The sequence below is a fragment of the Rhodoferax sp. BLA1 genome (assembly GCF_013416775.1).
GTDB lineage: Bacteria > Pseudomonadota > Gammaproteobacteria > Burkholderiales > Burkholderiaceae_C > Rhodoferax.
On record NZ_SZVI01000013.1, the window covers coordinates 520093 to 534499 of the forward strand.

A 14407-nucleotide genomic window follows, 5' to 3' on the forward strand; every position below is an offset into this window, starting at 1 on the left:
GCCATGCATAACCAAGCCGGGTAACAAGGCCGGAACAAGCTTCGGCGGCACCAGCCGCCACTGCCGTTCAGGTGTCTTTGGAGATTTTGATGGCCGGGAAGCGGCTGGAAAAATCCTTGTTTTTTGCGGCAATCGCCAGCGCCACCTTACGCGCCACCGCCTTGTACAGCCCGGCAACCTCGCCGTCGGGCTCGGCCACCACGGTGGGCTGGCCACTGTCGGCCTGCAGCCGGATCTGCATCTTGAGCGGCAGGGCACCCAAATAGTCCATGCCGTACTCGGCGGCCATCTTCTTGCCACCATCCGCACCAAAAATATGCTCGACATGGCCGCAGTTGCTGCACACATGCACCGCCATGTTTTCCACAATGCCCAAAATCGGCACGCCGACCTTCTCAAACATCTTGATGCCCTTGCGCGCGTCCAGCAGGGCAATGTCCTGCGGTGTGGTGACCACCACCGCACCGGTGAGCGGTACCTTTTGCGCCAGGGTGAGCTGAATGTCGCCGGTGCCGGGCGGCATGTCCACAACAAGATAGTCCAGGTCTTTCCAGTGGGTCTGGCGCAACAACTGGTCCAGCGCCTGGGTGGCCATCGGGCCGCGCCAGATCATGGCCTCGTCCTGAGGCACCAGGAAACCGATCGACATCACCTGCACCCCAAAGTTTTCCAGCGGCTCCATGGTCTTGCCGTCGGCGCTCTCCGGGCGGCCATTGATACCCATCATCATCGGGATGCTGGGGCCGTAGATGTCGGCGTCGAGCAGACCGACGCGGGCGCCCTCGGCGGCCAGTGCCAGCGCCAGGTTGACGGCGGTGGTGCTTTTGCCCACACCACCTTTGCCGGAGGCGACCGCCAGGATGTTTTTGACGCCGGGCAAGAGCTGCACACCACGCTGCACCGCATGGGCGGTAATTTTGCTGATGATGTTCACGGACACATTGGCGCCCGGTGCCACGGCCTGCACTGCAGTGATCAGGCTCTGGCGCAAACCGGCCTCCTGGCTTTTGGCTGGGTAACCCAGTTCCACATCAAATGCAACCTCCCCCGCACGCACCACCAAATTCTTGAGCGCTTTGGTCGACACAACATCGCGCGCGGTGTTGGGGTCGATCACGTTTTTGAGGGCATCCAGGATGGTTTGGTCAGTCACGGTCATAGGTTTCTCCGAAAACAGTGAGTCTAGCCAAGACGCCATGTCCCTTTTTGACACCGCCTGAATCAGGGTAATCCCGAAACACGCGGCAAAACACGCTGTTTGCGCTTGGGGCGCAGCCAACTGCTGCACATAATCCGCTCATGCCTCTGTACCCCGCCTCCACCAGCCCGGCACCACCCGCCGCAGAAACCACTGCTGCCCTGATGCTCTCAGGCGGCGGCGCACGTGCAGCTTACCAGGTGGGGGTGCTGGAGGCCATCTCGGAGCTGCGCCAGATCTGTGGTGAACAAAACGGCCCCAACCCGTTTCCGATCATCAGTGGCACCTCGGCGGGCGCCATCAACGCCGCCTCGCTGGCCTGTGGCGCCGACCAGTTTGACCAGACCGTGCACCGTATTGCCAATGTCTGGCGTGGTTTCCACGCCGACCATGTGTACCTGGCCGACTCGGTGAGCATGTTGCGCTCGGGCGCCAAGTGGATGACCCTGCTCTCCATGGGCTGGCTGATCGCCCGGTGGCGCCGTGTCAAACCCAAATCCTTGCTGGACAACAGCCCGCTGGCCGAATTGCTCACACGCATGGTGCCGCTGGAGCGTATTCCCTCGCTGGTGCGTGACGGCCACCTGCAGGCGTTGTCGGTCACTGCGTCGAGCTACACCACCGGCGAACACTTCACCTTTTTTGAGGGTGACAAACGCCTGCAACCCTGGACACGCTCACAACGCCGTGGCCTGCGTGACAAGATCACCCACGAGCACCTGCTGGCCTCCAGCGCGATTCCCTTTGTGTTTCCGGCGATGCCGCTGCGTCTGGACGGCGAAACCGCCTATTACGGCGATGGCTCCATGCGCCAGTCGGCACCGATTGCACCGGCCATCCACCTCGGTGCGCAGCGCATCTGCGTGATTGGGGCCGGGCGGGTGCACGAGCCCAAACGACAAGGCAGCGTGGCTGATGTGGGCAGCTACCCGAGCCTGGCGCAGATTGCCGGGCATGCGCTGGCGAACATTTTTCTGGACGCCCTGGCGGTGGACATTGAACGCATCCGCCGCATCAACCAAACCCTGAACCTGGTGCCACCCGAGATGCGTGCCGCCAGCAACCTGCGCCCCATCGAGCTGCTGCTGATATCACCCTCCGAACAGCTCGACGTGATCGCCGCCCGGCATGTCAACGAATTGCCTTCGGCGGTGCGCAGCCTGCTGGGTAGCCTGGGGGTGTCATCCACAAACTCGGATGAACGCGGCGCCCCTCTGGCGAGCTACCTGCTGTTTGAGCCCGGCTACACCAATGAGCTGATGGCACTGGGCCACAAAGACGCGATGCGCCAGCGCGCCGAGATTTGCAAGTTTTTTGACTGGACCGATCCTGAAGCCGCGCCCCAAGCAGCACCCGGGGCGGCCCTGCCTGCACCCCATCATCCCGAACGCCGTCGCGACCCGCTGCGCCTGCGCTGAGCTCACCCAGCGCGGCAGAGCCACCCCCTACCCGACTAAAATGGTCGGCTGTCCCTGAAAGATCCCGCCCCATGACACGCCAACTTTTTGTCACCACCGCCCTGCCCTACGCCAATGGCAACTTCCACATCGGCCACATCATGGAGTACATCCAGGCCGACATCTGGGTGCGTTACCAACGCATGATGGGCACCGCCATCGACTTCTGTTGCGCCGACGACACCCATGGCGCACCGATCATGATCGCCGCTGAAAAAGCCGGTGTCACACCCCAGCAGTTTGTGGCCAACATCGCCGCCGGGCGCAAGCCTTACCTGGACGGTTTCCACATCAGTTTTGACAACTGGCACAGCACCGACGCGCCCGAGAACCACGAGTTGGCGCGCCAGATTTACCGCGACCTGCGCGACAACCCCGAAGGTTCGCTGATCGAAACCCGCACCATCGAGCAGTTTTTCGACCCCGAGAAAAACATGTTCCTGCCGGACCGTTTTATCAAAGGGGAATGCCCCAAGTGCCATGCCAAAGACCAGTACGGCGACAACTGCGAGGTCTGTGGCGCGGTCTACGCCCCGACCGACCTGATCAACCCGTTTTCTGCCCTGTCGGGTGCCAAGCCGGAGCTCAAAAGCTCGGAGCACTTCTTCTTCAAACTCTCTGACCCGCGTTGTGTGGCCTTTCTGGAGCAGTGGACGCAGGACGGCAAGTTGCAGCCCGAGGTGGCCAACAAGATTAAGGAATGGTTCACCATCCGCACCAACCCCGACGGCAGCCAGAGTGAAGGTCTGGGCGACTGGGACATCAGCCGTGATGCACCCTACTTTGGCATCGAGATCCCGGACGCACCGGGCAAATACTTCTACGTCTGGCTCGACGCGCCAATTGGCTACCTGGCCTCGCTCAAAAACCTGCTGACCAAACGTGGCCTGGACTTCGAGGCCTACATGGCCAACCCCGAGCTGGAGCAGTACCACTTCATCGGGAAGGACATCGTCACCTTCCACACCCTGTTCTGGCCCGCCACCCTCAAGTTCAGCGGCCGCAAGACACCCGACAACGTCTTTGTGCATGGCTTTCTGACGGTGAACAACGGCGAAAAAATGAGCAAAAGCCGGGGCACCGGGCTGGACCCACTCAAGTACCTGAGCTTAGGGATGAATCCCGAGTGGCTGCGTTATTACCTGGCCGCCAAGTTATCCGCCCGCAACGAAGACATCGACTTCAACGCCGACGACTTCATGGCCCGGGTCAACAGCGATCTGATTGGCAAGTATGTCAACATTGCCAGCCGCGCCGCTGGCTTTTTGAGCAAACGTTTTGACGGCAAACTGGGCGAAGTGTCCGAAGACGGCGCAGCCCTGCTGCACCAGTTGCGCATCGAGCGCGTCAGCATTGAACGCCTGTACGAGGAACGCGAATACGCCAAAGCCCTGCGTGAAACCATGCTGCTGGCCGACCGGGTCAACGCTTATGTCGACGCCAACAAACCCTGGGACCTGGCCAAACAGCCGGGGCAGGACGAGCGCCTGCAAGGGGTGTGCTCGGTGTGTATCAAGGCTTTCCGCATCCTCACCTGTTACCTCAAGCCGGTGCTGCCGCAGCTGGCGCAACAAGTGGAAACCTTCCTCAACATCGCCCCCTTGACCTTTGGCAATGTGAGTGAGCCGCTGCACACCGGCCACCAGATTGGCAGCTACCAGCACCTGATGCAACGTGTCACCACCGACCAGCTTGATGCCTTGTTTGAGCCTCCAGCCCAGGTTAATAAAGAGCCTATCGCTATGGAAAAAGCAGCAAACCAGCTACCCGGTGGTGAAGCCATTGCACCCACCATCAGCATCGACGACTTTGCCAAGATCGACTTGCGCATTGCCAAAATTGTCCAATGCCAGGCGGTGGTTGGTTCCACCAAACTGCTGCAACTCACCCTCGACGTGGGTGAGGTCGACGAAGCCGGTCAGCCCAAAACGCGCAATGTGTTCTCAGGCATTGCCAGCTGCTACAAGCCCGAAGACCTGACGGGCAAACTCACCGTGCTGGTGGCCAACCTGGCGCCGCGCAAGATGAAGTTTGGGGTCAGTGAAGGCATGGTGCTGGCCGCCAGCCACGCCGACGAAAAGGCGCAACCCGGCATTTATGTGCTGGAGCCGTTCCCTGGCGCGCAGCCAGGCATGCGGATTCATTGAACAGGCGGTGTCTCGCCGTGACCCACCCCAAGACAGCGCACTGACAACAAAAACCACAGAGATCACAGATAGACCGTTCAGTTCATAAGGATACGCACCGGTATCAGATACTTCACCCGCCACATTTTTGGCGGTTCAGGTTGATCCTGATTTCGTTTGGAGTAACTTATGAAAAAGACGTTGATCGCTTCTGTTCTGGCCCTCGGCGCAGCTTTCTCGGTGCAAGCCAAAGACATTGTTGACACAGCCGTGGCTGCAGGCAACTTCAAAACCCTGGCCACCGCCCTCACGGCGGCCGGCTTGGTTGACACCCTCAAGGGCAAGGGCCCGTTCACCGTATTTGCACCGACCGATGCAGCCTTTGCGAAGATTCCCAAAGCGGATCTGGACGCCTTGCTAAAAGACAAGGCCAAGCTGACGTCCGTGCTCACCTACCATGTGGTGGCAGGCAAAGTGATGGCGGCTGACGTGAAAGCGGGCAAGGTCAAAACCGTGCAAGGCTCTGAGTTGACTGTGTCCACTATGGGCGGCGTGATGGTAGACAGCGCCAAAGTCACCGCCACCGACATCGTGGCTGACAATGGCGTGATCCACGTGATCGACAGCGTCATCATGCCCAAATAAGGTGGCCTGCCATGCGACAGCTGTTGTGCTTTTTGGCGGCGTTGATGTTCGGGGGGGCGGCGATGGCGGTTGAAGAAGCCAAGTTTCAAGTTCTGGCCCAGGAGGGCGGGTTTGAACTGCGCCAGTACGCGCCCTTGATCGTGGCCGAAACCTGGGTGGAGGGTGACATGGACGCCGCCTCCAGCAAGGGTTTCCGAGCCATTGCGGACTACATTTTTGGCAACAACACCGCGCCCCAAACGCAGCAAAGCAGCAAGATCGCGATGACCGCACCCGTGACCCTGGAGCCGCAAGGCCAGCCCACCCAGCTGGCCATGACGGCCCCGGTCACGGTGGAGCCCGCGCCTGACGCGCCGGGCTGGGTGGCGGCGCAGCGCTGGCGGGTGCAGTTTGTCATGCCCAGCCAGTACACGCTGGCCGCGCTGCCACAACCCAACAGCGCCGCGGTGACCTTGCGCGAGGTGCCGGGCAAGACGATGGCCGTAGCCACCTACTCCGGCTTCAACACCAATAGCCGCATCCAGACGGAAACGCAGGCACTGCTTGGCTGGATCCAAACACGCCAACTGGTGGCTGCGGGCCCGGCGCAACTGGCACGCTACGACCCGCCGTGGACGCTACCCATCTGGCGTCGCAACGAAATCCAGATCGAGATCAAAGCGGCTGGCTCCTGAGCGCAGTCTGGGGCCAAAGCTGGTCCGCGCCCCCAGCGCAGCAACTGTCGGGTTGCAGCCCTGTTCACTCGTCCCGCGCGCTGGCCCGTCGCAGCCGCCAGCGCTCCAGCAGTTTTTCCTTTCGCTTCGGGTTGAGTGACTGGAAACGTTGCGTGAGCCTGACTTTGGCTGCGTGGCGCTCTTCAGGTGTCCTGGGTAGCCTGCGCGGAGTGCAAAACGGGCGCGCCACGCTGACGGTGTCAGACCAGGGGCCAGGCATGGAGGCGGCCCCAATGCAGGACATACTGCGGCCCTTTCACCGCGGGCAGGCCAGCCGCCAGAGGCCCGGCAACAGCCCGGGGTTGGCCATCGTGAATGAGACCGTGTGCCGCCACGGAGGGCTAAAGAGCTTTCACATCACCCACCCGGGGCCGGTGGTGGCGGTGACTGTGCCCACCGCTGGCGAACACACTGCCAGCCAGTGAACGCAGTCAGCATCCAACTAATTACAAGCAAAATTGGCCTCCAGCCCTTATACAACAAGGGCTAATAGCTATATAAAACAAAGTTCTCAGCGCTTTGCCGATCATGCCAGCACCGCCTCCACCGGGCGGCGCAAAGACCTGGGCAGGCTTGGGCCGCGCCCGAACCGCACCACCAGATCAGGTCGCTGGCCCCCCAGACCCAGGGTACTTGCCAACTGCGGGCGCAATGCCGCCACCTCCACCGGCTGGTTCAGCATCGCGTTGCGGATGCCCAGTGCGGTGGCCTGCAGCGCAAAACGCTCATAACAGCGCCCCACCTCCACCCAGTTGGCCTTGTTGTTGGCCTGGCCCACAAACACCGCGATCCCCGCCGAGCTACGCACCTGCCGCGCTAGCTTGTCGTTCTCACTTTGGGGTGTGACCACCCAGTCAAACAACCTGTCACCCAACCAGGCCGGCACACTGGGGTTGCCCGAAGCCGCGCTGTACAGGCCATCACGCGTGTGCGCCGCGTCCGCGCCGTTAAAACGCAGCCAGGTCTTGAGTTCGGTGACAAAGGCCGGGTCAGCCAGTTGGGCCGTGTTGCCCTGCAGAATGAGATCCTGCACCTGCGCCATCGCCGCGGGCTCGGTCAACAACAGCAGGTGCACGCTGTTTGAGCTGCCCGCACGCTGCAGCAGCGCCAGCTCGGCCGTGCTGAGCGGCTGGCTGTCATAGTCGCCCCGGGTGCATTGGCGCTGGGGGATGGCTTTGAACAGATCGGTGGCCTGCGCCGCCGTAGGGCTGAACGATACGCGCAGCGCGTCGGTGGCGGGATCGAACACCCCCTCACCCTGGAGCCCATGGGCCAGTGCGGCCTGGGCCAGGTTTTCGGCCGCGCAACCCAGCGACACAAACACATGGTGCAGGTCCGGGTCCACCACAGGACACAAGCGCGTCCGGTCAGGCAAGATGCTGATGGCCTGACCGCTGCCCGCCAGCGCAAACCTCCAGCACTGCGTGTTATGGCTGGACGGCGCCAACGTGGCGTAACGCACCAGCTCTCGCCCCAGCGCGGCGCCGTTGAACCCGGTCAGCGCACCCAGCCGCCAGGTCTGGTCGGCCACCGACTCATAACTGTTTTCTGCGGGTTCTGATGAACAACCTGCGAGGGCCAGTGAGCTGCCCAGAAGGGCTGAGGTGGTGAAGTGTCTGCGTGTGAACATGGTGCGAATCCCTTGCCTAACAACGCCCTGGGGAAACAAGTGCTGGTGCATGGATGGGATTGTGCGCCTGGCATGTTTCAGAGTGATGTGCGGCACCAGGCCAGCTGTGTGGTTCGCCTACTCGCGGGCGACTAGGCTGGATGTGCCAGCTAAGCTGAATCTTTTACGCAGCAGGCACGCCCGGTAACCACGCCACGCGAATAGGGCCTGCGCATGCGAACCCCACCACTTGCCTTCAACATGTCTGGATGCTGCAGATCTCTGGAAAACTACAAGAGACGTTCAGAGTTTTAACGTGACGGGCTGGCCTCGACCCACAGCGGTACCACAAGTGGTGCGATTCGGCTCCGCGAAGCAGTCATATGGTGAAGGAATCCGGTATGCTTGCTACAGGCATGGCGCTTTGGCGCGCCCTGCCTCCCCATCAATAACTTAGGAAATACGATGGCTAGCACGCTCAAACTGATTGACATCGACGGCCAACCAGTATGGGTCGAAGTCACAGACATCCCAGTTTCCGCGAGTCCGGACAAACCCGGGCGATTTGCCGACACATCGGCTGTTGGCGCAATTCAGGATGTGACAAATCTCGTTAGAAAAGTCAACTTTTCCGAGACTCTGAAGGCGGTGGTTGGCCCCGTTTACGCTGCACTTCAGTCGATGGCACCTGAGGAGGCGACGGTCGAGCTTTCGCTCGGCATAAAGGGTGAAGTAGGCATTTTTGTCGCGTCGAGCGAGGCAACTGCATCTATCAAGGTCAGCGCGAAGTGGAAGTTTCCGAAGTCGGCTTGACGAGGCTTAGGTGAGCACAATCAATTCGGCTTTGGTGAGCATTTGGACGCGACGTGATTCAAGTGCGGCTGAAGATTTCCTTTGCACTGGCGTCTTCGTTTCTGATACCTGGATTCTTACAGCCAAACATGCGGCTCAAACGGGGAAGAATATCTGGGCAAGCGCGACTGCGAGTGGCCCAAACTCGTACTCCGTTGTCGAAAGGCAGTTGCACGACGACTTGGACGTTGCACTGCTCAGGGTGGAGTCATCGCCTGCAGGATCAAGCTTCCTTCCCTGCAATGCCCAGGTGAGATATGAGCAGCTGAACAGGCCGATTACGCTTGTCGGGTTCTTCGAGGGCAGGTTGGAAGCCGCGCAGGATCTTGACATACTCCGATTCGCTGAAGCCGACAGACATTATCTGACGGGATTGAAGCAGCCTTATGGGCAGAGCGGCAGTCCTGTATGCAGCGGCGGTTCTATCTGGGCGATAGCCGTCCGGCACTACGCGGACGGCAATACACATCGCGGTTGTGTCATTGCCGTGCATCAATTCGTCACCTGGCTGCAATCCTACGTGCCGAACGCTGTCATTGAGGAACAGACGGCAGCCCCTCCGGGTTGGGACGTTATTGACCCCACTTTCCTCCAGACAGCGGCAGCGACCATCCGCACAGGTGATCTTTCTGAGTACTTCGATGGTGAAGATCCTTTGTGGCCCACTATCTCGACCGGCCGAATACCGGTTCGAGCAGCAGTCGGAGTCCTTCTGGATCGACTACTGGATGCCCGAAACAGGGTGGAGAGTGCTCACCTAATCATTGGGCCAGGTGGCGAAGGCAAGACAACGGTTGTTATGCAGGCTGCTGCGATCTTGGCGAAGCAGAAGGAGTGGCGCGTGTTGTTCAGGCGCTCCGGAGGCGATGGATATGGAGGTCGGCTTCATTGGGATGATTTGGCGCCACACATAAAGACCGACACTGCCCTATGTTTGCTCATTGATGACGCGCACGAGGTTCGCCAGGAAGTTGCTGATTTCCTACGTCGCGATCGAGTTGATGGCGTTGTCGGGCGGGTTGCCGGCGCATCGGTTCACCTCGTTCTCTGCACGCACAAGGACGACTGGGCGCGTGCCGAGAAGAACTGGCCCCGGGAAATATGGCGGCCTACCGAACTGCATATTGCCGGGTTGTCAAAATCCGACGCACTTCAGGTCATTCGCGGTTACCGCAATGAGGCATCACTTGGCTTGCTGGACCCAGACTGTAGCAATGATGCTCTGGCTGATCTTCTCGTTGCGAAAGCCGATACGCTTGGCCAATTGCATGAGGCTGCCCTATTAGGCGCACTGATTGAGGCCCGAACCGGGCTGCCGCTAGATGTCCACGTCGAGCGAATTCTCGTCCGTGCAGCCACAGCAGCGAACCAAACTGGGCTGCCAGTTAGCAAGTGCCTCGTCTTTACGGCGGCCGCGAACTCTGCAGGTCTTCATCGTTTGCGCCATGACGTACTTCGGCTCGCCACTGAACATTCAGATCAGGAGGTTGGAGCTGCCATTGGTACGTCCGCTTCGGAATTGCGTATTGAAGGATTTGGAGCGGGGCAGACTGTTCGCGTTAGGCATAGTGCGATTGCGCGCCAGGTTGCTCGCTTCGCGTTCGATGCCGCCTCAACGGCTTCACACCACTTCGACAAGGCTCTGGTGTTTCGGAAACTTAGTTTTGCGTTGGTTCGGACAGTGCCACGGTTCTGGTGCTCTCCTGCTGCGGCACCTCTACTTAATCTCGCGGCGGCATATCGCATGATCGACCCGACCATTGCGGTTGCCGTTGCCGAAGGTGCCGTCGAGGGCGCGCCTGACAACGATCATCTGCGGTCGCACTTGGCTCAGACCCACAGGGAGACAAGCAAGGAAGGCGCGCAGGTGGCGTGGGAAACGTGTCGAGAATTCTTTGAGCACTATCCCACGAAGTTAATGCTCCCTACGATTCGGGCTTTGGTTCTCGAATGGGCTGTTTCCGCAGGGGAGTGCATTGAAATGCCTGACCGCGGCGCGCAAAACGCTTGGCTAGCGCTCCTGTCATTCTCTGATCAATGGGGCGGCCAGGAGTTACCACTTAAGCACGCAAGGCATCTTCCGACCATAACGATGGGATTGAAGTTGATGGGAGATTCACTCAAAGACGACTTGGCTGGACGTGTTGCTGCGGCTATCCTTTTGGTCGGACGGGCAATTGCTGGCACACACCATCTCGGGGAGGTCGATGGCCTCGCTAAGCAAGCAAAGAAGGCAGTTTCGAGAAGCGACTTGGAACCGATTCTCAGTGAGCTATCTTGCAAAGCTTGGGATTTTACAAGTACAGACTTTCGTGCCCAATCGTTCTTTCCACATCATGGTGCCCTTACTTTTCGGTTGCTGGCAACCACAGTCGCGCAGAATCCTTAGCTACTATTATGATTTGCTCACGGTCAGCACCTGAGACAAATTTGCGCGGTGTCAGAGCCAGGACGTGGCTCCTGCAGCACCTTTTCACTTGCACGACCCAGTAGTGGGGCCACTTGCAGGTTGTGGCGGGTCAATCGCTGCAAATCCTAGAGCCGGAACTGGACGGGCAAGGGCACCGCAACTGGCCGGTTCCCTACAGTGAAACGGCACTCTGAATCCCAGTTCTTTTGTCGGCGTACAAAAGCCGTTCGCCAGCAGGGGATGGGTTGGGGTGGCGGCCGATTTCTGCGCATTTGGCAGTATGAGGCCGCCGCCTCAACCCATCCCCTGCCACCCACATTCGCACCGGCCTCAAAGAATCGGGCTTGACTCCCCACACACATCCAACACACCCCCCCGCAACCAGCGGTGCGCGGCATCACCATCCATACGCGGGTGCCAGAGCATGGACACGGTGATCTCTGGTGCGGGCATAGGCAGGGCAAAGCTGAACAGGCCAGCGCGCAACTTGCCGGTGTGGCGCTCGGGCACGGTGGTGATCAGGTCGGTGGCGCGTGTGATGGCCAGCGCGGCTGAAAAACCGCCGACATAGGCGCCAATCACCCGCTCCAGCCCCAGCGCGGACAAGGCCTCGTCCATCAACCCCTTGTCCAGACCACGGCGCGACACCAGCACGTGTTGGCCTGCCGCATAACGGGCAGTTGTGATCTCACCCTGGCACAACACATGACCCTGTCGCACCACACCCACAAATCTGTCATGGAACAACACCCGTGTGCGAACCTCGGGGCCGGTATCGTCACCCACCACACCGGTTTCCAGATCGACACTGCCGTCGCGCAAGGCGGTGCTGTGTTTGTCGAGCTTGGGCACAAAACGCAGCCGCACGCCGGGCGCTTGCTGGTTAACGCGCTTGATCAGGTCCGGGCCAAAATTCTCGGTGAAACCGTCGCTGACACGCAGGGTGAAGGTGCGCACCAGTTGTGACAGGTCGAGCAACTCGGCAGGGCGCAACACCGCCTGCGCGTCCTGCACCAGTTGACTCACCTGCGCACGCAGCTGCAGCGCTCGGGGGGTGGGCACCAGGCCGCGCCCGGCCCGGACCAAGAGCGGGTCGCCCAGGGTCTCGCGCAGGCGCGCCAGGGCGCGGCTCATGGCAGACGGGCTCAGGTGCAGGCGTTGCGCGGCACGCGTCACGTTGCCTTCGGCGAGCAACACGTCCAGCGTGACAAGTTGGTTCAGATCAGGGTTCGACATGGGGTGGGCTGGGCACTGAGAACGGGCGTCAGACGCAATCACACAATGCAAATGTAGCGCCTTCCGCTCGGGTGTTGCTGTCCCTACCATGCAGATATCAACCCTTCAGAACTGAGCCCTACATGATTTCCAAACACCCAACACAGACCGATGACGCAGCACAAAAAAAGCCTGCGGTTACATGGGTACTGCTGAGCCTGTCGATGGCCATGTTGTTGTCCTCGCTGGGCACCAGTATCACCAACGTGGCGCTGCCGACGTTGGCGCAGGTGTTTGGTGTGTCCTTTCAGGCGGTGCAGTGGGTGGTGCTGGCCTACCTGCTGGCCATCACCAGCCTGATTGTGGGTGCCGGGCGGCTGGGCGACATGGTTGGCCGCAGGCGGCTGTTGCTGGTTGGCATCGGGCTGTTCACTGTGGCCTCAAGCTTGTGCGCTGCCGCGCCCACACTCTGGCTGTTGATCACCGCCCGCGCTGTGCAGGGCCTGGGGGCGGCGATTCTGATGGCGCTGACCATGGCGCTGGTGGGTGAAGCCGTGCCCAAAGAAAAGACGGGCAGCGCCATGGGTTTGCTGGGTACGATGTCGGCGGTGGGCACCGCGCTGGGGCCCACGCTGGGTGGTGTGTTGATTGGTAGCTGGGGTTGGCAGGCCATCTTTTGGGTCAACGTGCCGCTGGGTGTGCTGACCTTTTTCCTGGCGCGGCGTTATCTGCCCATGGATCGCTCGGGGCCAAAACCGACCTGGGCCAGTTTTGATGGGCCAGGCACGCTGCTGCTGGCGCTGACACTGGTGGCTTATGCGCTGGCGATGACGTTGGGGCGCGGCAGTTTTAGCTGGCTCAACGCGGCACTGCTGCTTGCTACGGCAACCGGGGCGGGTGTGTTTGTGTGGATGGAGAAGCGGGCAGCCTCCCCCTTGATCCGATGGGCCATGTTCAGCAACCCGGTATTGAGCGCGGGCTTTGCCATGAGTGCCCTGGTGACCACGGTGGTGATGGCCACCTTGGTGGTAGGGCCGTTTTACCTGTCCGGTGCGCTGCAGCTGGATGCAAGCCGTGTGGGCCTGGTGATGTCGACCGGGCCAGTGGTGGCTGCGTTAACGGGTGTGCCGGCGGGTCGGATTGTCGACCGGTTGGGCGCACACACCATGAGCCTGTGCGGGCTGGCCGCCATGTTGGTGGGCGCAACACTACTGGGCCTGCTGCCCATGGCTTGGGGGGTTGCGGGCTACGTCTTGCCGCTGATTGTGGTCACCGCAGGTTATGCCTTGTTTCAAGCAGCCAACAACACCGCCGTGGTGCGTGATGTGCAAGCCGACCGGCGGGGTGTGGTGTCTGGCCTGCTGGGCCTGTCGCGTAACCTGGGGCTGATCACCGGTGCCTCTGTGATGGGCGCGGTGTTTGTGGCCGGATCGGGGGCGACAGAGATCACAACTGCTCAGCCCGAGGAGATGGCGGCGGGGCTACACGCCACTTTTGCCGTGGCGGCGGGCCTGCTTCTTGTTGCGCTGGCCTTGGCTGTGCGCAGCCGGGCACGTTAAAGGCGCGCGGCTTACAAACCCATTCGTTTGAGGATGTTCAACACTTTTTCCTCAAGTGTTGCTTTGGTAAACGGTTTGACGATGTAGCCGGATGCGCCCTGCTGGGCCGCCAGAACAATGTCTTCTTTTCTGGCTTCGGCCGTCACCAACAAAAACGGCAAGCTTTTGAGCCGCTCGTCTTTTTTAACCTCGGACAACAACTGAAAGCCGTTCATGTTGGGCATGTTGATGTCGCTCACCACAAAGTCAAAGTGGCCGTTCTGGAGCATACGCAAGGCGACAGCGCCGTCTTCAGCCTCCTCGGCATTCGCAAAACCGCTCTCTTTGAGCAGGTTGCGGATGATGCGACGCATGGTGGAAAAGTCATCTACTATCAAAAATCGAAGGTCAGAACTCATTACAGACACTCAAAACAGGCATATCCAAAATCAAAGAGCCATTCTCGTCCATTTCAGGGTCAGTCTCATGAGCATGAGGATGCAATGCCAGCAGATTTGCGCCTGCAGTTGATCAAACGCAGCCACAGGCGCTCTGGTGGCCAAGTTGGCCCGGTCAGTTGACATGAAACCCACAGTCTGGCCATGGTCTCTTGTTCAGCTGTAGCAAGAGCTTTGAGTGAACCG

The 14407-nt window shown here is 60.4% G+C and carries 12 protein-coding genes; 8 read left to right on the forward strand and 4 right to left on the reverse strand.

Annotation, left to right across the window (positions count from 1 at the left end; all coding sequences use genetic code 11):
• Nucleotides 1-67: 67 nt before the first annotated feature.
• Nucleotides 68-1159, reverse strand: a complete 1092-nt coding sequence (gene apbC, locus FDG13_RS17875; protein ID WP_180131509.1) for an iron-sulfur cluster carrier protein ApbC — start codon at nt 1157-1159, stop codon at nt 68-70.
• A 140-nt stretch (nt 1160-1299) separates the two neighbouring features.
• On the opposite strand from apbC, the gene FDG13_RS17880 reads away from it, so the two are divergent.
• The 5 genes from FDG13_RS17880 (at nt 1300) to FDG13_RS17900 (ending at nt 6564) form a co-directional block, all read left to right on the forward strand.
• Nucleotides 1300-2616, forward strand: a complete 1317-nt coding sequence (locus FDG13_RS17880) for a patatin-like phospholipase family protein (protein ID WP_180131513.1) — start codon at nt 1300-1302, stop codon at nt 2614-2616.
• A 71-nt stretch (nt 2617-2687) separates the two neighbouring features.
• Nucleotides 2688-4802, forward strand: coding sequence for a methionine--tRNA ligase (metG, locus tag FDG13_RS17885; RefSeq protein ID WP_180131536.1), 2115 nt, complete (start codon nt 2688-2690; stop codon nt 4800-4802).
• 168 nt (nt 4803-4970) lie between these two features.
• Nucleotides 4971-5426, forward strand: coding sequence for a fasciclin domain-containing protein (locus FDG13_RS17890; protein ID WP_180131539.1), 456 nt, complete (start codon nt 4971-4973; stop codon nt 5424-5426).
• An 11-nt stretch (nt 5427-5437) separates the two neighbouring features.
• The gene (locus FDG13_RS17895; RefSeq protein ID WP_255435317.1) at nt 5438-6100 is read left to right on the forward strand and encodes a heme-binding protein; all 663 of its coding nucleotides are present in this window, start codon (nt 5438-5440) and stop codon (nt 6098-6100) included.
• 152 nt (nt 6101-6252) lie between these two features.
• Nucleotides 6253-6564 (forward strand): ATP-binding protein, encoded by a 312-nt coding sequence (locus tag FDG13_RS17900; RefSeq protein WP_180131542.1) that lies wholly within the window; start codon nt 6253-6255, stop codon nt 6562-6564.
• Between the two features lie 101 nt (nt 6565-6665).
• Here FDG13_RS17900 and FDG13_RS17905 read toward each other — a convergent pair whose 3' ends face one another.
• Nucleotides 6666-7769, reverse strand: a complete 1104-nt coding sequence (locus FDG13_RS17905) for a Tat pathway signal protein (protein ID WP_180131545.1) — start codon at nt 7767-7769, stop codon at nt 6666-6668.
• A gap of 444 nt (nt 7770-8213) precedes the next feature.
• Here FDG13_RS17905 and FDG13_RS17910 point away from each other — a divergent pair, with 444 nt between their 5' ends.
• On the forward strand, nt 8214-8561 hold the full coding sequence (locus FDG13_RS17910; RefSeq protein WP_180131548.1) for a CU044_2847 family protein: 348 nt from the start codon (nt 8214-8216) through the stop codon (nt 8559-8561).
• Between the two features lie 34 nt (nt 8562-8595).
• Complete coding sequence (locus FDG13_RS17915) at nt 8596-10989, forward strand: serine protease (protein WP_370528266.1); 2394 nt, start codon at nt 8596-8598, stop codon at nt 10987-10989.
• 351 nt (nt 10990-11340) lie between these two features.
• On the opposite strand, the gene FDG13_RS17920 is transcribed toward FDG13_RS17915, so the two are convergent.
• Nucleotides 11341-12246: a LysR family transcriptional regulator gene (locus FDG13_RS17920; RefSeq protein ID WP_180131555.1), complete on the reverse strand. Its 906-nt coding sequence runs from the start codon at nt 12244-12246 to the stop codon at nt 11341-11343.
• 122 nt (nt 12247-12368) lie between these two features.
• Here FDG13_RS17920 and FDG13_RS17925 point away from each other — a divergent pair, with 122 nt between their 5' ends.
• Nucleotides 12369-13784 carry an MFS transporter gene (locus tag FDG13_RS17925; RefSeq protein ID WP_255435318.1) on the forward strand — a complete coding sequence of 472 codons (1416 nt, stop codon included), beginning with the start codon at nt 12369-12371 and terminating at the stop codon, nt 13782-13784.
• Nucleotides 13785-13795: 11 nt separating this feature from the next.
• On the opposite strand, the gene FDG13_RS17930 is transcribed toward FDG13_RS17925, so the two are convergent.
• Nucleotides 13796-14182 (reverse strand): response regulator, encoded by a 387-nt coding sequence (locus FDG13_RS17930; protein ID WP_180131558.1) that lies wholly within the window; start codon nt 14180-14182, stop codon nt 13796-13798.
• Nucleotides 14183-14407 lie beyond the last annotated feature (225 nt).

What these genes read in the sequence shown, in the direction of transcription:
- FDG13_RS17880 (WP_180131513.1), top strand. Translation starts at nt 1,300, where the DNA reads ATGCCTCTGTACCCCGCCTCCACCAGCCCGGCACCACCCGCCGCAGAA.
- apbC (WP_180131509.1), bottom strand. Translation starts at nt 1,159, where the DNA reads ATGACCGTGACTGACCAAACCATCCTGGATGCCCTCAAAAACGTGATC.
- FDG13_RS17920 (WP_180131555.1), bottom strand. Translation starts at nt 12,246, where the DNA reads ATGTCGAACCCTGATCTGAACCAACTTGTCACGCTGGACGTGTTGCTC.
- FDG13_RS17925 (WP_255435318.1), top strand. Translation starts at nt 12,369, where the DNA reads ATGATTTCCAAACACCCAACACAGACCGATGACGCAGCACAAAAAAAG.
- FDG13_RS17905 (WP_180131545.1), bottom strand. Translation starts at nt 7,769, where the DNA reads ATGTTCACACGCAGACACTTCACCACCTCAGCCCTTCTGGGCAGCTCA.
- FDG13_RS17910 (WP_180131548.1), top strand. Translation starts at nt 8,214, where the DNA reads ATGGCTAGCACGCTCAAACTGATTGACATCGACGGCCAACCAGTATGG.
- metG (WP_180131536.1), top strand. Translation starts at nt 2,688, where the DNA reads ATGACACGCCAACTTTTTGTCACCACCGCCCTGCCCTACGCCAATGGC.
- FDG13_RS17895 (WP_255435317.1), top strand. Translation starts at nt 5,438, where the DNA reads ATGCGACAGCTGTTGTGCTTTTTGGCGGCGTTGATGTTCGGGGGGGCG.
- FDG13_RS17890 (WP_180131539.1), top strand. Translation starts at nt 4,971, where the DNA reads ATGAAAAAGACGTTGATCGCTTCTGTTCTGGCCCTCGGCGCAGCTTTC.
- FDG13_RS17930 (WP_180131558.1), bottom strand. Translation starts at nt 14,182, where the DNA reads ATGAGTTCTGACCTTCGATTTTTGATAGTAGATGACTTTTCCACCATG.